This window comes from Psychrobacter sp. CoH-33_TS_01 (assembly GCF_058189395.1).
Window position 1 is genome coordinate 658,049 of the sequence record NZ_JBVGQI010000001.1, and the last position, 23,411, is coordinate 681,459.

Here is a 23,411-nt window from a genome sequence, read left to right on the forward strand (position 1 = left end):
GCAAAGAACACAAAAATATTCGCCAAACCCTCATTTACAAGAGATATGAATCGATACCCCCACGTGACAAGTACGAAATACCAGAAGCCATACATCACTACCATAAACCACCATTCTGGGCTAGAGGGCAGTTTCAAGAACCTACCTCCTTATCTGCAACGTCAGATGCAAACTTCTTAATTAAAACCAGTTCAAACAAAACCGCAACCCCCACCGTTCCTATCAATACAAAAATGCCGGTCAGATTGTAATTGCCAATAAGCCAAAGGTTAAAAAGAATGATAACCCCGCCGATTATTCTTAATTGTTTCTTAGTCATAGCTCCACCACTGTAAGGTTTTAAGCTATCAAGTATATCCATCATACTTGCCTAGTGTCTAATCAACTTTTATAGGTAAGGGTATGGCTGAGTATTATGTATCGCAAAAGGACCGTGGCGTTGGCCTTGATTTCTACAGAAAAAAGAAAGAAGAAGAAGCTCGGAATGCGCAACCGCGATTCGGTATATCGGCTGCAGGGAAGGCTCAAGGCAAGCAAATATTAGAGAATATGGGGCTGAACCTAAAGCCAGGAAACGGCATCTTAAAACCGATTGAAAAACCGGAAAGCATGATGCCGCCAGACGGCAAGCAAAAAGTCATGATTGACACTCCTCGTCCGCAGCCAGACCCCGAGCCTATTCCTGAAACCTATGTAGACCCAGCTCCTGCAAAACTTGGCTTTAACCCTGCAGGTCAGGCCAAAAACTATAACAACCCTGCAATGCCAATTGCACCCATGCGCAGCTCGGCAGATGAGGAGATGCGCCGCAAAGCCCTGAGAGACGCAAGTACGCCACACAAAGGCTCGCAGAACGGACAGCTAACCATAGGGCAGATGCAACTAAGGGCCGGCATTCTCGGAAGTGAGGATAAGATGAATACCGACCGCTACGGCGCTCAGCTAGGCGCCGCAAGTCAATTAGCGCAAGCACAAATGTCCCAAGATGGCACCAATGAGCGGCTAAACACGCAGCTAGGTTTTGATGCAAATAAATTCCAGCAAACAGCCATCCAACAGCAAGAGCTTAACGATATGAGTCGTGAGCGTTTAGGTATGGAGAAGGCAGCTAGCGAGATTCAAAACTACGGACCCAAGAAAATCAATTCTCTTTATGAGCAATACGATGCTGCTCAGAGCGATGAAGACCGACTCAAGATTAGCGAGAAGCTTAAGACTCTGCAGGGCGGTGACAAAGAGCGCTATGTGGCTATTAGCGGCGGTGAGTCTCTGGGGCCGGATGGCATGACTGCAACCAAAAATCCCGACGTGCTACTCGATATATACAGCGGCGTAACTAAACAACAGCCAAAAGCAGCCCCAAGTCTTAGCGACCCTGTAATGCTAAAGCTGCAGCAAAGTGGCAAATACTCACAGAAAGAATTGGAAGAGATAGTCGGCATACATATGGCCGGTGGTGATGTTTCAGGATACTTGGGATAAGGTAGCGGTCAATGAGCAATTTAGATACAAACATACAGCAAGACGAGCTCAAGCAATTCCTAGCCAATGCAAAGCCCAAAGACAAGGGTTTTGGTGGGCACATAGGGGACACAGCGCTAGGTCTTCTCAGTGGCGCAATCGCCGTGCCAGAAACAGTAGTTGGTTTGGCGGATATCGCAACTGGTGGGCAGGTCGGTAAAACTCTCGAGAATGAAGGAGGTATGCTGGGCTTTCGCCCCAAGGAAGCCAAAGAGGCTATTAATAGCTGGAAAACCGAGGCAGCTCAGCGGCAAATGCAAGAGTTCCAGCAGGCTGAAGGGCTTGGCGGAAAGTTAAAATACGCTTTGAACACCCCATCGCTAGTTACTGGTGCGGTTGCTGAATCCATTCCCTCTATGCTTGCTGGCGGCCTTGTTGGGCGTGGCGTGTCTGCAGCTACCAGCGGTGCGCTAAAGGGCGTAGCTGCTGGTGCCATCGGTGAGGGTACGGTTGGCGCTGGTCTTGCGGCTGAGCAGATTCGTCAGCAGACAGATGATGGATTGCTGAATCAAGAACAAGTCGGTCTGTCAGCTCTAACTGGTGCAACCACAGCAGGCTTTGGCTTTGCCGGCGGCAAGGTCGCTCAGAAACTAGGTCTTGGTGACGTTGATACCATGCTGGCTAGCGGCAGTCGTGCGGCTGGTAGTGGTGCGAACAAGAATGCCGTCAGACGTACTTTAGAATCTGCATTAACCGAAGGCTTTTTGGAAGAGTTGCCACAGTCAGTGTCTGAGCAAGTATTGCAGAACAAAGCGCTTGGACGACCGCTTGATGAGGGCGTTGATGAAGCTGCAGTATTGGGCGTGTTATCAGGCGGCTTAATGGGCGGCGGCGCTGGGCTTGCATCTAAGAATCGTGCTAACCCAACCCCCACTCAAATTGATCCAGTCACTGGCAGAGAGTTGCAGATTGTTGACCAACCTCGTGGTCGTGAGCCGCAGATTATCAATCCGCAACCTGGTAACGGTCGTGCGCCTGAGCCGCCACTTGGACTGCCATACAATCCATTAAAGCTTGGTGATGACTCCGCTGCAGCCAATCGATTTAACGTCACGCCCGATGGCGAGGTGTTCGCTGGCAGTCAGACCAATGATTACCTAGCCGCCCAGCAGCAGCAAGCTCGTGACAATCGCGATGCGCAACCTGGCATGAGAGACGTTACCCCCGTCCCAAGAGACGCATCAAGAGATGGTGGTCCTACAGGATTGCCTGCGCCTACCAATGACTTTGTGGTCAATCCAGACGGCACAGTACAAGGTCCTAGTGATACAACCGCAAGCATTCAGGCCCAGCAACAGGCAGCAATTGACCGCAGAGAGAGACAGCGCCGTGGTGACATTATCGATGCAACCCCTGTGCCTAGTGAAGCAAGTGGATTTGCTGGCGGATTCCCGCTAACGCCTAAAGCGTCTGAGCGGATGGGCCTTGACCCCAATAAAGGCGCGTTAAGTCGTGCAGCAGTCGTGGCGGTAGATAGCGGCGCCAGTCCTGCAGCTGCAAGCTTGCAAGGCAATCCAGAGCAATCGCCACTAGCAATCACCGAAAATTACGCAAGCGGCGCATTGGCCAATACTGGCGAGCAGACTGAGGCGGCAGCAGAGCAGCCAACACAAAGCAAGTGGCAGCAAGCCATGACTGAGCGCCTGCAAAATGTAGACACCAATGACTCAAGCTATCAGCGTCTCATGCAGAGCATTGAGAATGAGCCTAAGTCCGTGCCTGAAAAAACCCGTATGCTTAAAGAAGCTGATGCACTTGCTGTCAATTCTCCTGCACCGGCACCAGTACAAAGCCGTGTGGTTGACCCAGTAAAAGCCAAGGCCACAGCCTACACCAGCAAGGGTGAGGAAGTGCCGTACCAATGGGACCTAGTTGATGCCAGCGAGCTTGTTACCAGTCACACCGATACATTCAGTCCTAACTCAAAATTTCCTCAAGAGCTGCAGCCCCGTGACCGCAGCCGCCCAGCGGCACGCGCGCAAGTTAATGACATTGCCAACAACCTAAAGCCTGAGCTATTAGGCGAGAGCCCTAACGTCTCACAAGGCAGTCCATTCGTGGGCAGCAACGATAACATCGTAGAGTCTGGCAATGGTCGCAGTCTTGCAATCAGAAAGGCTTACGCTGAGGGCAATGCCGAAGAGTATCGCAACTTCGTTCAACAAAAAGCTGAGCAACTTGGGCTTGACCCAGCAGCAACGCAGCAGATGGAGCAACCGGTATTGGTCAGACGCAATTTATCTGACATGGATAGAGCGCAGTTTGCACAAGCGGCCAATGAAACTGACGTGGCTCGAATGAGTAGCACTGAGCAGGCGGGCGCAGATGCTAAGCGCTTGCCAAGTCCCGAGCTATTAAGCTTTGGCCAAGACGGCACGCTCAATCTGAATCAGAGCCAGAGATTTATCGGCAACTTTATCAGCGGTCTACCGCAAGCTGAGCAGTCCACAATGATTGACAGCAAAGGCATGCTGTCACAAGAGGGCAGGAAGCGTATTGAAAGCGCCATAATCCAAGACGCCTATCAATCCCCTGAGCTTGTGTCTGCCGTATCAGAGACGGTTGACGAGGGCGCTAAAAACGTTCTGCGCGTTATCACAGACAAAGCCCCACAGATTAGCCAGTTGAATAAACTGGCCCAAGAGGGCGTGCGCTCAGAGAACACGTTGGCAGAAGACGTTAAGCAAGCAGCTCAGAAGTATCTTGATATCACTAAGAGTGGGCAGTCAGTTGATGAGTACTTGATGCAAGACGATATCTTTGGTGACGACATTACTCCTACTGCCAAAGAGCTTGTAGGCTTGTTTGCACAAAACAGACGTTCAGCCAAGCGCATCGGCGAGCATATTCAAAATAAGATTGACGAGATCAATGGCAGGGGCAATCCAAAGCAGGCGAGTATTTTTGACGATGCTGATGCCGATGCTACCGCGCCCAATCAAACAGAAACCAAGACAGAAGGAATGGCCAATGACAGACAGTCGGTCAGCCGCACAAATACAAAAGACAATACAGGTGCTTTACCCGAGTCAGGCACTGACAATGCCGCAGCAGGAAATGAACAGGCTGATACTCAGAGTCCAAAAGGAGTGGAACCAAGCGACCAAGCACGGCAGGAATTGGGAGATAACGGAGGCCGTTCTGCAGTCAACACAGTACCTGAACCCCGAGTAACAGAGGAAGACCGACAGCCTGCGGCAGGTAAAAATAAAGTTGCTAGGGCGGCAAAAACCAAGGAGTCCGCCTCCAAGCCTGATATCGAAGCAAAAGCAAGCGAGTCAGCGCAAAATACTCAGGCCGAGCCAAAATTCAGCCGCATGGCCAACGAAGACGCAGAAACAAAAACAAACAATGGCAGCGAGCAAGTCAAAGGCACAGCCCAAACAACCAAACAGCAAGTCATCGACAAACTGTCCGAAAAGTTTGGCAAACAAGCCATTCAAAAACTAATCGACGATGGCACGCTTGAGATTAAAGTGCTAAGTGACTTTGTTGTAGATGGCAAGCTTACCATTCCAAGCGACGCTGACGGCATGTACTTAAATGGCACGGCCACCCTTATCGCAGACAACCTATCTGACGATATGATTATCCCGACATTCCTGCACGAGCTTGGCGGTCATGGCGGTCTGCAAACTTTGATGGATAAGAAAACCTACGATGGCCTTATGAGTGAGTTTGACACCATGGTTGCAAGTGGTGACCCACTAGCTATGCAAGCCAAGGCTGTTGCAGACAAGAATAGCCGCAGTCAGCAAGAAGCGGAAGACGAATACTTGCCATACCTAATCACCCTAGCATCTCGCGCCGCTGGCAAGCGCGGCAGAGTAGCGAGTCTTGTTAACCGTATTGCTATGGCTGTCAAATCATTCCTGCGCAATAAGCTTGGCGTGCCGATTAAGATTAACTCTAACGATGTGCTGGCATTGGCTGAGCGCATGGTCAATGAGTATCAAAAACAGTCGGAAGTTGCCGATGCGGTACCGCAGTTTAGTCAGCCGAAAGCATCAACCGAAGGGACTCTTGAAGACGGAAGCGCAGACACTCAAAGCACTGCCTTTAAAAATTGGTTTGGCGATAGCAAGGTAGTCGACGCTAACGGCGATCCGCTTGTTGTTTATCACGGGACCAATTCTGACTTTAGTATTTTCAACGTATCAGACATTGGCATCCACGTAGGCACACAAGACCAAGCTGATAGCCGTCAGTCAGAGAAGGGCAGCCAAGATTTTAGAGTCATGGAGCTTTATGCCGCCATCGAAAACCCATTAAGACTTTCCGACTCACCATCCTGGAAGGACCCGCTGTGGTACGTGAATAAAACAGGCATCGCAAAATATCTGTCAAAACCACTGATTGATAATATTCTGGATTTCCAAGACCGACTCACAGCTATAGACCTGAAGTCTGCCGAAGGTCAGCAAGAAGCGCTTGCAATGGCCATGGATATAAACGCCAAGGTTGCAGCTGAGCTAAAGGCGCAAGGCTATGATGGCGTGGTTTATAAGAATACGCATGATGGCACATCGCTTGCCAATAAAATGAAAGGCAAGGATGCTTGGATAGCATTCGACCCCAATCAGCTGAAATCAAAAAACGGCAACAACGGCAACTTTGACCGCGCCAATCCCGACATTAGATTCAGCACTCCTAACACTCCAAGCAAAGAGATGGACGATGTTCGCAGTCAGTATGAAGGTACTGATAAGTGGATGAAATCTCCAAACGGCAGTGATACGAATTTGAATGAACAACAATGGCTACAGGTTCGCACGCCATCTTTCAAGAAGTGGTTTGGGGATTGGGAGGGTGATGCTAAGAATGCTAGCAAGGTGGTGGATAGTAATGGTGAGCCGTGGGTGGTTTATCATGGCGGCTCTGTCGGCAATACTTTTGATAAAAATTACAATGGTAATGATAGCGGTAGAGAAAGCGCATTTTTCTTTACTCCAGATATAAGGCAGGCAAAAGACTACGCAGGCACGGGTGAGATTAAGCACGCATTTATAAACATGCGCGAGCCAGAGTTAACGGACTATCAACTCGATCCAGATGAAGCCATTAATGCCATGGATAACGGAAAGGATGGTTACTGGGTATCTGATGACCACTCTGATAGCCAGCTATTAATTGAAAGTGAAATCGCTGTATTCAATCCCAACCAAATCAAATCCGCCACCAACAACACCGGCACATTCGACGGCTCAAATCCTGACATTAGATTCAGTCGAGCCGCCAACCTTGACGACTTCGACCCACGCTCGATAGCGAAAGAAACAGCAACCCGTCTTCATGACTGGGCGAGCTCAGCACCCCCAGGTAAATTATCTTGGTGGCATAAAACCATAGGCACCATGTACAACTTGGCACAGCGCAACCCGTACTTCAAGCCAGTGTTTGAAAACACAGAGAAGTTCATTACCGATGTAAGTTACTACGCATCAAAGGCATCTGAGTTTGCACCTAAGCTACTGCCGCAATTAGATTCAATGCGCGATATCACTAAATCTGCAATCGGCGCTAAAGATAACGATGCTATTAGCAAGCCTATCTTTGAGGGAACGCTAATATGGGGTCGTGATCTTGATGGCAAAGCTGTGCTAGTTGAGGACTGGCGCGAGAAGACAATGGCCGCCTCATTACAGGACCGTCTTGAGATGCTACGAGCTGCCAACAAAATCACTCCTGCTCAAGAGGCGCAGCTTGCAACACTGACTGCCACTCAAGCCAATCGATTTGTTAATGGCATCATCGATGCAGAGGTGAGTGCCGGCCTTGTCTGGACAGATAATGAACTGCGCTCGAAGTTTGATTTAAGTCCTGAGCAAATCGGGTTGTACCGTGAGTTCCGCGCTGCAACTGATGCAAGCCTTGATAGCTTAACTCGTGCCGACATGCTGCGTCAGCTTGGTCAAGATGCTGCTGAGATTGAAAACGAAGTCATGGGCGCAAGCAGTTTACGCCGTGCTACATTCATCATTGAAGAGCATATCAAAGCACTATCTCAAGCCAATCCTAAAAAGGAGAAGGCGCTTAAGAAGTCGCTAAAAGATATCAAGCAGTCAGCCGGTCGCACAAGGCAGCTTATGGCAGACGGCTATGCGCCGCTATCACGCTTTGGCCAATACACTGTTGACGTGGTAGATGCTGATGGCAACCGTGAATACTTCGGCATGTTTGAAAGCGCCTATGAAGCCCGCAAGATGGAAGCTGAAATGAAGGCGCTGTATGACGATGGCACTTATCAGATTAGCCGCGGCGCATTATCTCAAGAAGAGTTTAAGCTATTCGCTGGCGTGACGCCTGAGACAGCAGAGCTGTTTGGCGAGATGCTAGGACTTGATGCAACTGGCGATAAGGCAGCAGACGAGGCGTTCCAAGAGTACCTGCGTCGCACAAAAAACAACCGTAGCGCCATGAAAAGACTTATACACCGTAAAGGTATCAAAGGCTATTCTGAGGACGTTGGGCGCGTGCTGGCGAGCTTTATTTACTCGAATGCTCGTCATTCATCCGCAGCTTTAAACATGGGTAATCTTGACCGCAGTATTTCTGAGATTCCAAAAGGCGAGGGCCAGTTAAAAGATGCAGCGGTTAAACTTGCTCAGTACATTAAGAATCCGCAGGAAGAGGGTCAGCTCATTCGTGGTTGGATGTTCGCTCAGTACCTTGGCGGCTCTATCGCATCGGCAGTGGTCAACTTAACGCAGCCTATCGCCGTATCATTCCCGTACTTAAGTCAGTTTGGTGGCGCTACCAAAGCTGTTGCCCAACTAAGCAAGTCATCTGCTGACTGGGCTAAGGCTGTGGTAAATAAGAATAGAGATCACTTTGAAGCTGACTTAAGGCAGGCGATTGAAGATGCCGAAGCTGACGGAACGCTGAGTCCACAAGAGGTTCACAACTTACTTAAGCAGGCAACCGGTAAGAACCCACTAAGCGCTGGTGACGGCACTAAGATTGGTAACGCTACGGCTGCCGCTAAGAACACAATGTCAAGAGTCAGTCTTGGCTGGGGCTCTCTATTTAGTTTAGCCGAGCAGGTCAACCGCCGTATGACATTCGTTGCAGCATATCGCATGGCCAAAGAGTACGGCATGGACAACCCTGCTGACTTCGCCACCAAGTCGATTAAAGAGACTCAGTTCGTTTATAACAAAGCATCTCGTATGAATTGGGGCCGCGGAGCCGTTGGCGGCACGCTCATGACGTTTAAGACCTACTCAGTGTCCTATGTTGAGCTCATGCACAGATTATGGTCGCAAGGCGAGAAGGGGTCGGTAGAGCGTGCAGAGGGTCGCAAGGCCGCCATGCTTATGATGGCAACGCTATTCTTGCTTAGTGGTGCTGGCGGACTGCCATTCATGGACGATATCTCAGACGTTATCGATGGCGCAGGTCAGATGCTAGGTTATAACGTATCAACCAAGAAGGCGCGCCGTGAATTTATAGATGCAGTGTTTGGCGAGCTACTAGGTGAATTCTTAGAGACGGGTGTTTCTGGCGTACCTGGCATGCCAACTGATATCTCAGGCCGCTTGGGTATGGGCAACTTAATACCTGGTACCGGCATATTCAAAGAGCGCACTGATCATACAAGAGACGTGCTGGAGTTAATGGGTCCGGCTGGTGATTTTGTGAGTCGTATAGGTGAGGGTTCAAAGCAAAGTCTTAAGGGCGCTATCAATGGAAGCCCAAGAGACGTAGGCACTGGCGCATTAACCATGGCGCCTGTTGCTGTTCGTAACTTAGCTAAAGGCGCTGGCATGTTGGCCACTGGTGCCTATAAAGACACCAAGGGCTATAAGGTCACTGACGCATCGCCGATTGACGCTGTGTTCAAGGCTGTCGGATTCCAGCCCAAGAATGTATCTGACATTCAAGGACAGGCGTATCTTAATCAGACGGCCACGGCTTACTACAATCTTAAAGCGCAGCAGATTAGAGCGCTATGGGCCCAAGGTGTTGCTGAAAACAACCCCGCTAAGGTGCGTGACGCTCGTGAATCCATCAAAGACTGGAACAAGAAAAACCCTGAGCAGCCTATCACTATTAAAGTGACAGACATTCAGCGCCGCGTTAAAGAAATGAGTCTTGAGAAGTCGGACCGTGTTGCCAAGCTTGCGCCCAAGTCCATGCGAGCTCAGATAGCAGCAGACTTTGCTAAGGCTCGCGGAGAGTAATCACTGCGTAAGGTTGGCGTAAAAGCATGAGTGCTGATAACTTGTGCTTTTACGTGCCACCTCACACAAATAACCAAGGATTAATATGACAGACCGTAAACCCAATACCGTAACTAAAGACGACCTTGACCACTTAGTAGCGCAAAGCAATGTGACATACACCAACCCTACTGGCACCTTGACGCATTGTGTAATTACCCTGCCTTGCAGATATACCGTAACCGGTGAGTCAGCTTGTGTTGACCCTGCTAATTACGACAAAGAACTGGGTGAAAAGTACGCACTAGAAAATGCCGTGAGCAAACTGTGGGCGCTCGAAGGCTATCTGCTCGCCCATGATTTATTCCGCAGCAACCCATCTAACAACTACTTCACCCGACTTGTCTTTGAACGTGCAGACCTAAAAGACCGTTTTGATAAGCTGAGCAACTTCTTATCCAAGCCTAAGCCAGACTTCATTGCCGATGACCAGTGGGCATTAATGCGAGAGCAGCAAGGCCACATGGCATCTTATCTTGACGTGCTAAACACACGTATTGACGCAACACCAGTGGGAGCTTAATCATGCTTAAAGCACAAGAGCCATCACCAATTATGAAGTTTTTTGCATACGAACATTTGCCAGAACACCTAAAAGAAACCTCTAAGCTGTGTCACGACTTGGCAAAGCAGGTGGATAGCACGCTGCCGCATGGCGCCGAGAAGAGCGCTGGCTTGCGCAAACTTCTTGAAGCTAAAGATTGTTTTGTTCGCGCAAATCTATAAGCAACTCACTTGCCAAACACCCTAAACGCAACCCGTCCAACAGGTTGCGTTTTTTTATGCCTGCTAATTCACCCCCGTAAGGTTCGCTTAACAAAGCCGCCACTGGGAAAATGAGACTTTGAAACTCAATCAAACAGGCGCTTGGAGACTCTACAGATGCCACAAAATATAGCTGCCGCCAAAGTGACCATAGGTTTAATGGCAGGCTCGTCAGCTAGCATAGTGGGAGCCGGAGCAAGCGCCTTCGCCCTCACTGAGCAGCTGAATAAAGGTCAGGATTTTATGCACATGAGCTTGCCGCTATGGTTCTTCCTAGCTGGCGTGCTCGTTATATCAGCGCTGGGCGCTATCGCTGCCTTCTTCACTGATATCTATATGGATGCCAAGACTGGCATTACCACAAGCTATCCTCGCCGTGTGGGCAATGCCCTCGTGGGATTCATGAGCGGCTTGGTCGGTACCTTTGTTGTACTACCAGCATTTACCACCAGCCCCCCAATGGCGATCCTATGGGTTACAGCACTGGTCATGTCATTTGCAGGATCGGTACTGGTTAAAAATGCTGCTGAGCTTAAGCGAGATGAAGACTTGCAGCGCTCAGTCAGAGGGCTGCTTAAGAATTATCTTAATAAGATGCTCGCACTCTTAGGAGGTGGCAAGTGAATAACATCGGTCATTATTTAATCTGGCAGAACTTCAACCTAGCAATACCAATGATTGGCTTATTGCTAGCCGCGTGGATGTTCTTTAGCAACAAGACTTGCACTGCAAAGAAGTCCGTATCAAGTCAGGTCGTATTCTTCGGTCTGACTTGGCTAGTTTTAACATGGGCCGACTTCGGTAGCGCAACCTTTATCCCCTCACGGCAGACATACATTGCCAGGCTATTAATTCTGATCACTATGATTATGTCAGCGCTATATGCCCGGTCAAACACCACTGAATCCACCAAGATGCGATCCGAGATAAAGACATTAAAGATAAAGCTGGCTGCTATGCAGCAATACATTGACGAACAAAAAGGCAGGCGTGATCATGAGTAAGAAACTAACGGAACAGCAGATTAAAGAAGTAGCACAGGCGAACGGCCTAGAGTATGCAGTGCTTCGAGCCATCATTGATGTTGAATGCGGCGGCAGCGGCTTTCTGTCAGACGGCACGCCCACGATTCTTTTCGAGCGCCATAAATACTACGAAGAGCTTAATAATATTCGCTTTATCAGCATCGCTAATGAGATGCAGCGACTACGGCCAGACTTGTGCCATAGAAACGTCACGCCAAGAGGCGGGTATGGCGCGGGTAGTGCCCAGCCTTCACGTATGGACACGGCCATCAATCTTATCTGGCGTGTGCGCAAAGATGCCGATACCGATACCTTTACTAAGGTGCGTGAGTGCGGCCTAAAGTCATCCTCTTGGGGCTTAGGTCAAATCCTAGCGTCCAACTATGCAGCCGCAGGTTTTAAAGACGTGCAGTCATTTATCAATGCTATGTATGACAGCGAGCGCTCGCAACTTATCGCCATGGTGAACTTGCTTATCAGCTGGGGTCTACGTGACGCCATGCGCAAAAAAGACTGGCGTGCGATTGCTCGTAAATGGAATGGGCCCAAGTATGAGAAATTTAACTACCATACTAAATTGGCTCATTCATACTTACGGTACTCTTAATATCTCAACGTATCAAAAACAGCACTACAAATATTCACGCCAGCGGCACGCTGGCTTTTTTATTTCTTTAAAGGGGAGTGTTCTCCAACGTCAGTTGCAGAGCGCACCCCGCATAGCGCACAGCCTTAAGAGTAGTTTTAAGCCTTGTTGCTAGTTGTTGTCTTGATGTTTGATACTTTTTTGATACGAGAGAAATATTGTCAAGCGTTTTTAGATATTGCTGATTGTTGCTCATTGTTGTTTGTCTAAATATAAAGCCTTGATTTATAAGGGTTTTAATTGCTAGTTGTCGTTTGTCGTTGCTCCTTATTGTTGTTTGTTGGTCACGGTTAAGGGATTTAAAATCCCTCGCTAGTAATAGCGTGCCGGTTCAAGTCCGGCTCCGGGTACCATTACATAGTCCTATACTATCTTATAGGATAGAGAAAGCCCCTGATATCAGGGGCTTCCCTGTATCTGCTATCCCATACTGTCCTGTACTATCTATCCCAATCCTTGCGTCTCGTGTACACTCTGATGTACACCAGTATTGGAATGTACATTAAGGGGATTGGCATGGGCTCGCACAAACATATTACTTCTGACAGAAGCATTAGCAGTCATAAAGCAGAAGATAAAGAATACTTAGTCTCTGTCAAAAACTATCCCAAACTTTATCTCATGATCAGACCAAACAACACAAAGTCTTGGTTGTATCGTTATGTCTCTCCTATTAATTCCAAAAGCCGAAGGCTATCTTTAGGCGTTTACCCAAACGTCTCCTTTGCTCGCGTCTGTGAAATTTGGCGAGAGTATGAGGATCTACTTAGTAAGTCTATTGACCCAAAAAACTACCGTGAAGAAATTAAGAAAAGTATTATTAGTAAATCTAATAATACTTTTGAGCACTTCGCTTGGCAGCAATTCAATACACTCGATCAGTCGCAAAAGTCTAATACCCTTATTCGCAAAAAAGGTCGTCTAGAGCTACTTTGTTCGTATATCGGTCAGGAGCCTATTGATAGTATCGACTCTCCAAGAATGCTAGAAGTATTATTAGATATTCAAGCCAACTCTCTCAATAAGAAGGGTAAGCCTACTGATAAGGCAGAACGCTGTGCAGGTATTGCTAGTGATATCTTTACTTACGCTGGAGCGAGGGGGTTTTGTAATACCAACCCGGCTGCTCTAATTAAAAGCCAATTGGCTAAGTCGAGCTATGGTCACCGTCCAGCCGTTACTAAACCTAAAGGTTTAGCTAAATTACTAAGGGCTATCGATACCTTGGAAGGTGATTTAAATACTGTAAATTCACTTAAACTCTTAGCCTTACTATTTGTGCGTAATGGTGACTTAAGAAGAGCTAGATGGAGTGATCTAGATTTAGAGGCAGGCAGATGGCAGCTAAAGCCCTTGAAGGGGCAGGGTAAAGAAAACATGGTTAGAGAGATGGTAGTACCATTGCCAAGCCAAGCTGTAGCTCTCCTACGTGAGCAGTATAAGATTAACGGGCATACGGAATATGTGTTCTATAGTGCCACTGCAAAAAAGCATCAGATTATTTCAGATGCGACAGCCAATAATCGTCTTAAAGATTTAGGCTATCAAAACATACATTGTGTTCATGGCTTTAGAGCTACTGCAAAGACCATCCTCCAAGAGCAGTTAAAGTACCCTCTGGTGCTGGTAGAGATGGCTTTAGGTCATACTACTAAAGATCCTAATGGAACGGCATACGGACGATTTGAGTTCATTGATGATCGTGCGGAGATGATGCAGAAGTGGGCGGACTACCTAGACGCGCTCAGAGAAGGGAAGAGCACTGAAAGATTTAAGGCCAACGCTCAAGCGCATACCGATCCTACTGTCCAGCTGCAAGCGTTGATAGCTCAGTTGGGAGAGGATACGGTACTTAAGATGATTAAAGGGTAAATAATCATACTAGAAATTATCAATTACTTTTGAAAAATTTTCAATAAAACTGCTTTTTAATCAGCGCTGTTATCAAATAATAAAGAAGATAGGATGATGTAGTTAAACAGAAGTTGATAGAGTTTCTGACAGACACTAGAATATTATTTTGAATGATATGTCATACAACACTAAACTATTTTAATAGTAGCAGCTACTATAAACCCTAAATTGCGAACTGAATCTTAATACATTTAAATATATATAGGAAAATTATGAATCAATCACAACAACTTCAACAACTAAAAAAGCAGCTTTGGAATATCGCCAACGATCTACGCGGAAAAATCGGTGCTGATGAGTTTCGTGATTACATCTTAGGGTTCATCTTCTATAAATATTTGTCAGAAAAGTTCGTACGCTATGCTAATGACAACATCTTGGCTGGAGAGGATGAAGGTTTTAATGATTTTGCGAAGTTTGATTTCGAGAACCCTGAGCATATTCCTTATATCGAAGAAGTCCAGAAAAATGCTATTGAAGAGATTGGCTATGCACTCGCACCTAACCAATTATTTCATCAATTAGCAAAACGTGGTAAGCAAAAAGATAACTTTATCCTTGATGACTTAGCGGCCACGCTCAAAGCTATTGAACAAGGGACATTAGGGGAAGATTCTGAAGAGGATTTTGCTGACTTGTTTGAAGATATCGATTTGAATTCAACTAAGATCGGCAACAGTCCTGATGATCGTAATGAAATGATTACTAAAGTTCTGAGTCATTTGGATGCTATTGATTTTGACTTGAGCAATACTGAAAGCGATGTATTAGGCGATGCTTATGAGTATCTAATTGGTGAGTTTGCCAGTGGTGCAGGTAAAAAAGCAGGGGAGTTTTATACTCCGCAGATGGTCTCAACGTTGCTTGCTAAGATTGTCACACAAGACAATGCTACTTTAGGTTCAGTTTATGATCCCACCTGTGGATCAGGCTCTTTGCTATTGCGTGTAAAGCGTGAGGCTGATGATGTGGATATGATTTACGGTCAAGAGATGAACCGTACCACATACAACTTAGCGCGTATGAATATGATTTTGCACAATGTTCATTTTGCCAAGTTTGATATCAAGCAAGAAGATACGCTTAAGCGTCCACAACATTTAGGCAAGCGTTTTAATGCGATTGTAGCGAACCCGCCGTTTTCTGCTAATTGGTCGGCTGACCCACTATTATTGCAAGACGAGCGCTTTTCAGATTACGGCAAGCTTGCACCAAAAACTAAGGCAGATATGGCCTTTGTGCAGCACATGCTACATCACTTAGAAGATAACGGCACAATGGCAGTAGTATTGCCGCATGGGGTGCTTTTTCGCGGATCTAGTGAAGGTGTGATTCGTGAATACCTTATTAAAAACATGAATGTTCTTGATGCAGTTATTGGTCTACCTGCCAATATTTTCTACGGTACCAGTATTCCAACTAGTGTTCTGGTGTTTAAAAAGAATCGTAAGCACAACAAAGATGTTTTGTTCATTGACGCCAGTAAAGGGTTTGAGAAGCAAGGCAATCAAAACGCACTGCTGCCTGAGCATATTGAAGCTATCCTTACCGCTTACAAGACGCGCCAAAATAGCGATAAATTTGCCCATGTGGCTACTTTAAAGGAAGTTAGCGATAATGACTACAATCTTAACATTCCGCGCTATGTAGACGTGTTTGAAGCTGAAGAAGAAGTAAATTTAGAAGCTGTTGCTGAGGCATTGCAGATTTTGAAGAAAGATAGCCTTAAAACTGATACTTTAATTGAGGGTTTTTGTACTGAGCTTGGCATTACATCGCCTTTTGTTTGATTGGTAGAGTTACTACCTATTTTATATATAGATTTATTGGCTCTAAAAGGCAAGGATACGATGTAATGGCTATACCTAAACTGCGATTTAAAGAGTTTCATAATTATTTGAAAAAGTTAAAAATTGTTGAATTAACTTCATGGGCTTCAGGTGGTACACCCGCAAAAAATGTTGAGAAATACTGGGAAGGAGATATTCCGCTTATTAGCGGCGCCTCTATGCATACGAGAAAAATATACAAATCAGAAGTAAATATCACTGATTTAGGACTAAAAAAAGGCTCCAAGCTAGCTCCAAAAAACTCGATACTTATTTTAGTTCGTGGAAGTATGCTTTTTAAAAGAATCCCAATAGGGATAGCTTTAAGGGATGTAGCTTTTAATCAAGATGTGAAATCTATTATACCTAAAGAGCCATTAGTTGCAGATTATCTATTTCAATGGTTGTTATCTAAAGAAAATGTTATTCAAAACAAAGTTACATCAACAGGAATTGGCGCAGGGAAATTAGATACTTCTGACTTACAGGGTTTAGAGATTTACTGCCCCGAACAGGATGAACAAACCAAAATCGTCTCTTTCTTCTCAGCAGTTGATGATAAAATCGCTCAACTTACCCAAGAGCACGAGCTGCTTAGCGAATACAAAAAAGGCATGATGCAGCAGCTATTTAGCCAAAAACTACGCTTTAAAGCGGATGATGGTAATGATTTTGAAGATTGGGTAGAGGTAAAGATTGAAGACGTATTTACAGTTACTAGGGGCAAAGTTTTAGCTACATCTAAAACCGAACCTGAATCAGATACTATATTTAAATATCCAGTATTCAGTTCGCAGACAAAGCAAAATGGACTAATGGGATTTTATTCTGATTATTTGTTTGAAGACTCTATAACTTGGACTACTGATGGTGCCAATGCTGGAGACGTGAATTTCAGAAAAGGAAAATTTTACTGTACAAACGTTTGCGGCGTTTTAATAAGTGATAAAGGTTACGCGAATGCTTGTATCGCAGCCATCTTAGATTCAATATCTCGTAAGTATGTTTCTTATGTTGGAAATCCTAAATTGATGAATAATATAATGGCCAAAATCCCAATTTACATTCCATCTAATGTAGAAGAACAAATCAAAATCGCCAACTTCTTATCTGCCATCGACCAAAAAATAGATAATGTTGCCGCGCAAATCGACCAAGCCCAATTATGGAAAAAAGGCTTGTTACAACAGATGTTCGTATAGGATTTCTTGATGAGCGATCAAAGTGAGTACCAACTTGAAGACAGCCTAATGACTCAAATAGAGAACTTGGGCTATGAGCGTGTCACCATTCCCAATGAAGCGGCGCTAATTGCTAATCTAAAGAAGCAGATTGTCCGTGCTAACGGCTTGAGTCAGCCGCTATCTAATGATGAATGGAAGCAAGTCATCAGTCACTTGGAGAGTGGTACGAGCTTTGAGCGTGCTAAAAAGCTGCGTGATAAGTTCAATATTAGGTTCGATGATGGTAGCTCACGCCACATTCAGTTTTTTTGGCCAAATGCCGATGATAATATTTGGCAGCTCAGCAATCAGATCATGGTTGATCACAGTAGCCAAAATGTGCGCACCAGCCGCTTTGACGTGACTATCTTGGTGAATGGCCTACCATTGGTGCAAGTCGAGCTTAAAAGACGTGGGGGTATCGAGATTGCCGAAGCTTTCCATCAGACGATGCGCTATTCAAAGGACGCTTACAAGGCAGGTCATGGCTTGTTTGAGTTCATTCAGTTGTTTGTGATCAGTAATGGTGCGAACACACGCTACTACGCCAAAGGCACACAGCATTTTAACTTTACCTTTCCGTGGGCAGATATTGAGAATAAGCCCATCAATGAGGTTGTTGATTTCACCAAGGTGTTTTTGCAGCGCAGCCATTTGAACGAGATGATCGCGCAGTTCATCGTACTCTATGAATCCTCAAAAACGATGATGGTGCTAAGACCCTATCAAGTCCATGCAACCAAACGCCTAATTGAACGTGCGACCAACTCAAACAAAAATGGCTATATTTGGCATACGACAGGTTCAGGTAAGACGCTGACCTCATTTAAAGCCAGTCAAATCATCATGCAGCTACCTGATGTCGAAAAAGTGGTGTTTGTAGTCGATAGAAACGACTTAGATACTCAAACAGCCAATGAGTTTAACGCCTATAAAGACGGTAGCGTAGACAGTACCACCAACACTAAAAACCTAGTCAAGCAGTTGGGCGAAACCCATGAAAAGCTTATCGTCACCACCATTCAAAAGCTGAATCGTGCGATAAAATCTGAACGTCATCAGGAAAAAATCAGCTACCTACAAGACAAAAAAGTCGTCTTTATCTTTGATGAGTGCCATCGTAGCCAATTTGGTGAGACCCACCGCAACATTAAGCGCTTTTTCCAAAAGGCACAGATGTTTGGCTTCACAGGTACGCCTATCTTAATTGAGAACGCTCACAATAAAGCAGGGTTGAAACTCACTACTAGCTACTTATTCGATGAGTGTTTGCACCGCTACACTATCGTTGATGCCATTCGTGATAGAAACGTCCTACCTTTTCAAATTGATTATGTCGGCAAGTTTACTAAGACTGACGAGACAACTAAAGAACAAGTTACCGCTATCGACACTCAGGAGATGTATAACAACCCTAAACGCATTGAAGACATTGCTAAGTACATCATTGATCGTCACAACATTAAGACCAAGCGCCGCATCTTTAACGCCATATTTTGTGTCAGCTCCGTTGATATGCTTACCCAGTACTATGATGCTTTTGAACGGCTACAGGTGCAGAAACAAGCAGACGACCCCACGTTTCAGCCGCTTAAGATAGCCACCATTTTTTCTTATGCAGCCAATGAAGCGACGGACGCTAGCTTTGCCCAAAACGGATTGATTGAAGAATCAAGTTTTGATAAGACAACGCAGATAGACGAATCTAGCCGTGACAAACTAGATCGCTATATCGGCCAATACAACGAAACCTTTGAGACAAACTTTGACTCAGGTAAGGGCTATTACCCTTACTACCGTGATATTGCAACCAAAGTGAAGCAGCAGAAAATCGATCTTCTTATCGTGGTGAATATGTTCTTAACAGGCTTTGACGCTAAGACATTAAACACCTTGTACGTGGATAAAAACCTAAAGTATCACGGTTTGGTTCAAGCGTTCTCACGCACCAACCGTATTTATAACGACAAAAAGCCCTTTGGTAACATTGTCTGCTTTCGCAACCTAAAGCAAGCCACAGACGATGCCTTGGCACTATTTGCCAACAAAGAAGCCAAAGATATCGCCGTTATTCCTAGTATGCAAACGCTGGAAAAAGAGTACAACCAAGCTGCTAAGAAGCTTTTGGATCTTTGCCCCGACTATAAATCTGTTGATGATTTAGAGACAGAAGATGACCAGCTAGAGTTCATCAAAGCCTTTCGTGAAGTGATGCGCTATAACGAGCAGCTCAATACTTTTGTAGATTATAGCCAAGCAAGCACCGACCTTGGCAGAGAAGACTTTGCTAATTTTGCCAGCAAGTACATCGATCTATATCGCCAAATTCGTATACAGAATAGCGGCAGTGAAGATAAAACCTCTGTGCTAGGAGATATTAACTTTCAGATTGAGATGCTACACAGCGATCGCATTAATGTCAGTTATATTATTGAGTTATTAAGGCAAGCCAAAAAACAACAAGGTACTGGAGACGATGAGGGAGCAGCACGCTATCAAGCTCAAGTATATGACTTGTTGATGAATGAACCCGCCTTTCATGACAAACAAGAACTGATCGACAAATTCATAAAAGAGCAAATGCCTAAAATGCCAAACGGCCAGACCGTTGAAAAAGCCTTTGCCAATTTCTGGGAAGTTGAAAAAGAGAGTGCTTATCAGAAGTTGTGTGAACAAGACAACCTAAAGGCTGATGTGATGCATGGTATCTTAAAAACCTATGAGGCGAATAAACGACTACCGAGCCGCCTCGAGATACAAGAGCTACCAAACTATAAGGTTAAATTGTTTGAACGTAATAATTTACATAATTCTCTTATTAATAAAACTAGGCAGTTTATACAGAAGTTTTACACTGATTTTTGATAGAGTAAAATTGATATGAGATTTTGCTTAGATACTTCATTTAACAGCTTGTCTATACGACGCTCATTAAGATCACAAAAGAACCTATCGCCATCTACTCGCTCGCTATTGCCGTACTTAAAGGACAGGTACATTACACCTTCTGGTTTTAAGCAGTAGGAGAGGGCGGTTACTATAGAAGACAGCTCAGCGAATGGAACGTGTAGCAATGAAGCACAAGCCCATATCCCACTAAACTGGTTTTTCCAGTTTTGCTTAGAAATATCTTCAAATAGTATTTGCTTCCATTCGATCGCATGGTCAGTACTTTCCTTAGCCAGACCAAGCAATGCTGGACTGCCATCTATAGCCGTTACTTTAAAACCTTTCTGTGCAAAATGAATGCTATCTCTACCGCTGCCACATCCTACGTCTGGTATGGTTTGTTGTGGTATATTCGGTAACTCATTTATAAATTTCTCGTAGATATCAGAGAAGCCTACTGAGTAAGTCTGCTTAAAGTAAGCTTCTGCGTGAGCGTCATAGTAGTCTAAGGTCTGTTTGTCATTCATTGATATCCTCAAAAGTCAGGAGCATGTATGAATTTAGGTGACCATTCAAAGTGACCTCTATTTATATCCTTGCAGACTTCGTAGCGCTTATTTAGAAAACTCTTTCTAGCTTGTAAGGTCTTGCCACATATCTCAATAATAGTTTCTCTAATAGGCAGATTACTTTCTACTAGATACTCATTACGATGAGCAAGTTTTTGTAAAAATATTTTAGCTGGCATATGGTGTGACTTTTCACCTTTGCCGTTGCATTCTTTGCAAGCTAATACGAGATTCCATATCTCATCTAAGTCCAATTTATAGTCTGTCTTGCACATTAAGGAATGGGAAGAAAAATGTTTGAGTTATGCTGAAGAAACCGTACAAATAAACTTGGTAAATTAAGCGTATTAATCGGAGTTTATCATGGTCAAGAAAATTAGAACTTATAGTTAAGAATTCAAAGCCGAAGCCGTCAAGAAGATATCAGACAACAACGGCAATATTTCAGCGACCGCAAAGCAGCTTGTTATCGCCATGCAAACCTTATCGAACTGGAACAACAAAGCTAATCAAGGCAAACTTGCAGGAACAGCTCAATATGATCCTGATCTTATGACGGCTCTTCAAGAAATAAAGTAGCTCAAGCGACAACTTAAAGTTGCCGAAGAGGAGCGAGAGATCCTAAAAAAGGCCACGGCGTACTTTGCAAATGAGGAGCGTTAAAAAACAGTCTGGGAGACTGTTTTAACGACGCAAGGCGAAGGGCTCTGCCCGAAGTGACAGTTAGTCAGGTACGCCTTTATCAAAGATAGCCAGCGCTTCTTTAGCATCACCACTATGTGCCGTGTGCTAAGTGTTAAGCCATCAAGTTATTACGACTGGCTGAGTCGTGATATTAGTGACCAACAGATACATCGTAATCAGTCTGAGCTACTGGTTAGAGCTGCTCACAGTGAAACTCGTGAGCGCTATGGTGTTGAGCGACTGCATGCAAAGCTCATAGAGCAAGGCCATGATATTAGCTTGTACATGGTCAGACGTATCAAAGAAGAACATGGCATCAAATGCCGTCGCCACAAACGCTTTAAAGTCACTACAGACTCAAACCATAATAAAATTGTTTATCCAAACGTGTTGGATCAGCAGTTTGATGCTAAGCGTCCTAATGAGTCTTGGGTCAGTGACATCACCTATATCTGGACAAATGAGGGTTGGCTGTACTTAGCAGGGGTTAAAGACTTATACACTAAAGAGCTGGTTGGCTATGCCATTAACAAACGTATGACCGCTGATCTAGTATGCAAAGCATTGAACATGGCCATCAAGAACAAACGGCCCAGCAAAGAGCTAATAGTTCACTCTGACAGAGGCAGTCAGTACTGTAGCCATGCCTACCACAAGATTATCAAACAGCATCAGTTTACAGGCTCGATGAGTGGTAAGGGTAACTGCTTTGATAACGCTCCGATAGAAAGCTTCTGGGGCGTGTTGAAGAATGAGCTAGTGTATCACCAGAACTATAAAACCAGATTTGCCGCCATCAACGATATCATTGGATATATTGAGTTGTATTATAATCAGACTAGGATTCAAAAAGGCTTGGGCTATAAATCGCCAAGACAGCTATGGTTTGACTTTTATCGTCAGGCTGCGTAATTAAAATATCCCAAGTTTAACTGTACGGATTTGACGGCAGGGGTCATTTTAGGAAAGGCTCTCAAACTCAGAAGGCGATACATAGCCCAATGCACTGTGTATACGCTTTTTATTGAACCGATCTACCCAATTCAATGTCGCAAGTCGTACATTCGCTAAACCTTGCAAATCTGCTTTCAAATACTCAATCACCTCTGTTTTGTATAACCTATGCCCTGTTTCAGCCAAAGCATTATCAAGGCCTAGTTATATATTTTTTCTTATGTTATCAAGCCAAGCTTGCATACTTGGTGTAAGCAAGCGATGACGGCGCCAAGCCATGACAAGCTCCCATTTTAACTGAGGTTGAGTTAGTGGCAAGCAGACTAATCCTGTTAAATCCAACTTTTGAGTATAATATTGAGGCAAAAGAGTCACGCCCATATCCAGTTTTACCATGTCAAGAAGCAAGTGCCACTGATTGGTTTGGCAAATAATATTAGGTTCAAAACCTAGTGATTGACAGTTTTCTATAATCATCGGAGTAAATGATGAATTAGAGGTAAATAAAATTAGGGGTGCATTTGATAGTGACTTAAGTGTTACCTTGGTTTTTTGCTTACCCATACGGTTTGTATTTGCTACGACCACCACTGGATAGCAACATATTGACAAGTAGTCAAAATCATCGTCAATCGGCTTCATCAATGTTGCCACATCAAGTTGCCCCTCTAGAAGGGCCTGCTTAAGTGACTCAGCACCATCTTCGATAAGTGAAGTTTCTATACTAGGATGCATTTGGTAAAAGTTAAAAATACCTTTGCTTAGTATTTCACTGCCTAACGGTGAAATCCCCAAACGCAATTTACCACCTATTAATTGCTGATAATCTACTACTGTTTGTTCAAGATTATCTGCCTTTTGTAAGATATCAACTGCTTGAATATAGAGGTGTTCGCCAATTTCCGTTAAATTAACTAGCCGCTTTTTTCTATGAGTCAAAGGCTTATCAAACAGAGCTACACCTAAATATTCTTCAAGATTACTAATAGATTTGGTAACGGTGGGTTGGGTTAAATTGAGTTGAATACTGGCTTGAAGAAACCCACCTGTTTTTACAACTGTCACAAAGCAGCGTAATTGTTTCAAAGTTATCATAAATAATAAACCATGGTTAGGAAGGATAATGAAATTTATTATAGAAATTGGGAATAAAAATAAAAATATAATTCA

General features: G+C 44.9%; 14 protein-coding genes and 2 pseudogenes. 12 read left to right on the forward strand and 4 right to left on the reverse strand.

The window, feature by feature from the left end:
- Nucleotides 1-133: 133 nt before the first annotated feature.
- Nucleotides 134-361, reverse strand: a complete 228-nt coding sequence (locus ACZ2XM_RS02840) for a hypothetical protein (protein ID WP_490588342.1) — start codon at nt 359-361, stop codon at nt 134-136.
- Between the two features lie 41 nt (nt 362-402).
- On the opposite strand from ACZ2XM_RS02840, the gene ACZ2XM_RS02845 reads away from it, so the two are divergent.
- The 11 genes from ACZ2XM_RS02845 to ACZ2XM_RS02895 all read left to right on the forward strand — a co-directional run bounded on the left by ACZ2XM_RS02845 (nt 403) and on the right by ACZ2XM_RS02895 (nt 20,010).
- Nucleotides 403-1,482 carry a hypothetical protein gene (locus ACZ2XM_RS02845; RefSeq protein WP_490588341.1) on the forward strand — a complete coding sequence of 360 codons (1,080 nt, stop codon included), beginning with the start codon at nt 403-405 and terminating at the stop codon, nt 1,480-1,482.
- Between the two features lie 11 nt (nt 1,483-1,493).
- Nucleotides 1,494-9,704: a PLxRFG domain-containing protein gene (locus ACZ2XM_RS02850; RefSeq protein WP_490588340.1), complete on the forward strand. Its 8,211-nt coding sequence runs from the start codon at nt 1,494-1,496 to the stop codon at nt 9,702-9,704.
- An 85-nt stretch (nt 9,705-9,789) separates the two neighbouring features.
- A complete protein-coding gene (locus tag ACZ2XM_RS02855; protein WP_490588339.1) occupies nt 9,790-10,266 on the forward strand; it encodes a Gp49 family protein in 477 nt (158 codons plus the stop codon).
- Between the two features lie 2 nt (nt 10,267-10,268).
- Nucleotides 10,269-10,469, forward strand: a complete 201-nt coding sequence (locus ACZ2XM_RS02860) for a hypothetical protein (protein WP_490588338.1) — start codon at nt 10,269-10,271, stop codon at nt 10,467-10,469.
- Between the two features lie 156 nt (nt 10,470-10,625).
- The gene (locus ACZ2XM_RS02865) at nt 10,626-11,132 is read left to right on the forward strand and encodes a hypothetical protein (RefSeq protein WP_490588337.1); all 507 of its coding nucleotides are present in this window, start codon (nt 10,626-10,628) and stop codon (nt 11,130-11,132) included.
- Nucleotides 11,129-11,512: a hypothetical protein gene (locus tag ACZ2XM_RS02870; protein WP_490588336.1), complete on the forward strand. Its 384-nt coding sequence runs from the start codon at nt 11,129-11,131 to the stop codon at nt 11,510-11,512. Before ACZ2XM_RS02865 ends, ACZ2XM_RS02870 begins: the two co-directional genes overlap by 4 nt.
- Nucleotides 11,505-12,140 (forward strand): N-acetylmuramidase family protein, encoded by a 636-nt coding sequence (locus ACZ2XM_RS02875; RefSeq protein WP_490588335.1) that lies wholly within the window; start codon nt 11,505-11,507, stop codon nt 12,138-12,140. Before ACZ2XM_RS02870 ends, ACZ2XM_RS02875 begins: the two co-directional genes overlap by 8 nt.
- 555 nt (nt 12,141-12,695) lie before the next feature.
- Nucleotides 12,696-14,051 carry a tyrosine-type recombinase/integrase gene (locus ACZ2XM_RS02880; protein WP_490588334.1) on the forward strand — a complete coding sequence of 452 codons (1,356 nt, stop codon included), beginning with the start codon at nt 12,696-12,698 and terminating at the stop codon, nt 14,049-14,051.
- A 254-nt stretch (nt 14,052-14,305) separates the two neighbouring features.
- Nucleotides 14,306-15,883: a type I restriction-modification system subunit M gene (locus ACZ2XM_RS02885; protein WP_490588333.1), complete on the forward strand. Its 1,578-nt coding sequence runs from the start codon at nt 14,306-14,308 to the stop codon at nt 15,881-15,883.
- Between the two features lie 65 nt (nt 15,884-15,948).
- Nucleotides 15,949-17,124: a restriction endonuclease subunit S gene (locus ACZ2XM_RS02890; protein ID WP_490588332.1), complete on the forward strand. Its 1,176-nt coding sequence runs from the start codon at nt 15,949-15,951 to the stop codon at nt 17,122-17,124.
- A 9-nt stretch (nt 17,125-17,133) separates the two neighbouring features.
- Nucleotides 17,134-20,010, forward strand: coding sequence for a type I restriction endonuclease subunit R (locus tag ACZ2XM_RS02895; RefSeq protein ID WP_490588331.1), 2,877 nt, complete (start codon nt 17,134-17,136; stop codon nt 20,008-20,010).
- On the opposite strand, the gene ACZ2XM_RS02900 is transcribed toward ACZ2XM_RS02895, so the two are convergent.
- Complete coding sequence (locus ACZ2XM_RS02900; protein WP_490588330.1) at nt 19,995-20,561, reverse strand: class I SAM-dependent methyltransferase; 567 nt, start codon at nt 20,559-20,561, stop codon at nt 19,995-19,997. The two genes, ACZ2XM_RS02895 and ACZ2XM_RS02900, sit on opposite strands and share 16 nt — an antisense overlap.
- A gap of 405 nt (nt 20,562-20,966) precedes the next feature.
- Here ACZ2XM_RS02900 and ACZ2XM_RS02905 point away from each other — a divergent pair.
- Nucleotides 20,967-22,199 (forward strand): annotated as a pseudogene (locus ACZ2XM_RS02905) (IS3 family transposase).
- A gap of 48 nt (nt 22,200-22,247) precedes the next feature.
- Here the strand turns inward: ACZ2XM_RS02905 and ACZ2XM_RS02910 are convergent.
- Nucleotides 22,248-22,436 (reverse strand): annotated as a pseudogene (locus tag ACZ2XM_RS02910) (integrase core domain-containing protein); the annotation flags it as partial.
- Between the two features lie 9 nt (nt 22,437-22,445).
- Nucleotides 22,446-23,336 carry a LysR family transcriptional regulator gene (locus tag ACZ2XM_RS02915; protein ID WP_490588329.1) on the reverse strand — a complete coding sequence of 297 codons (891 nt, stop codon included), beginning with the start codon at nt 23,334-23,336 and terminating at the stop codon, nt 22,446-22,448.
- Nucleotides 23,337-23,411: the final 75 nt, after the last annotated feature.

Excerpts from the sequence above, each read along its gene's own strand:
- ACZ2XM_RS02880 (WP_490588334.1), top strand. The coding sequence starts at position 12,696 with ATGGGCTCGCACAAACATATTACTTCTGACAGAAGCATTAGCAGTCAT.
- ACZ2XM_RS02890 (WP_490588332.1), top strand. The coding sequence starts at position 15,949 with ATGGCTATACCTAAACTGCGATTTAAAGAGTTTCATAATTATTTGAAA.
- ACZ2XM_RS02885 (WP_490588333.1), top strand. The coding sequence starts at position 14,306 with ATGAATCAATCACAACAACTTCAACAACTAAAAAAGCAGCTTTGGAAT.
- ACZ2XM_RS02915 (WP_490588329.1), bottom strand. The coding sequence starts at position 23,336 with ATGATAACTTTGAAACAATTACGCTGCTTTGTGACAGTTGTAAAAACA.
- ACZ2XM_RS02850 (WP_490588340.1), top strand. The coding sequence starts at position 1,494 with ATGAGCAATTTAGATACAAACATACAGCAAGACGAGCTCAAGCAATTC.
- ACZ2XM_RS02875 (WP_490588335.1), top strand. The coding sequence starts at position 11,505 with ATGAGTAAGAAACTAACGGAACAGCAGATTAAAGAAGTAGCACAGGCG.
- ACZ2XM_RS02860 (WP_490588338.1), top strand. The coding sequence starts at position 10,269 with ATGCTTAAAGCACAAGAGCCATCACCAATTATGAAGTTTTTTGCATAC.
- ACZ2XM_RS02845 (WP_490588341.1), top strand. The coding sequence starts at position 403 with ATGGCTGAGTATTATGTATCGCAAAAGGACCGTGGCGTTGGCCTTGAT.
- ACZ2XM_RS02900 (WP_490588330.1), bottom strand. The coding sequence starts at position 20,561 with ATGAATGACAAACAGACCTTAGACTACTATGACGCTCACGCAGAAGCT.
- ACZ2XM_RS02865 (WP_490588337.1), top strand. The coding sequence starts at position 10,626 with ATGCCACAAAATATAGCTGCCGCCAAAGTGACCATAGGTTTAATGGCA.
- ACZ2XM_RS02840 (WP_490588342.1), bottom strand. The coding sequence starts at position 361 with ATGGATATACTTGATAGCTTAAAACCTTACAGTGGTGGAGCTATGACT.
- ACZ2XM_RS02895 (WP_490588331.1), top strand. The coding sequence starts at position 17,134 with ATGAGCGATCAAAGTGAGTACCAACTTGAAGACAGCCTAATGACTCAA.
- ACZ2XM_RS02855 (WP_490588339.1), top strand. The coding sequence starts at position 9,790 with ATGACAGACCGTAAACCCAATACCGTAACTAAAGACGACCTTGACCAC.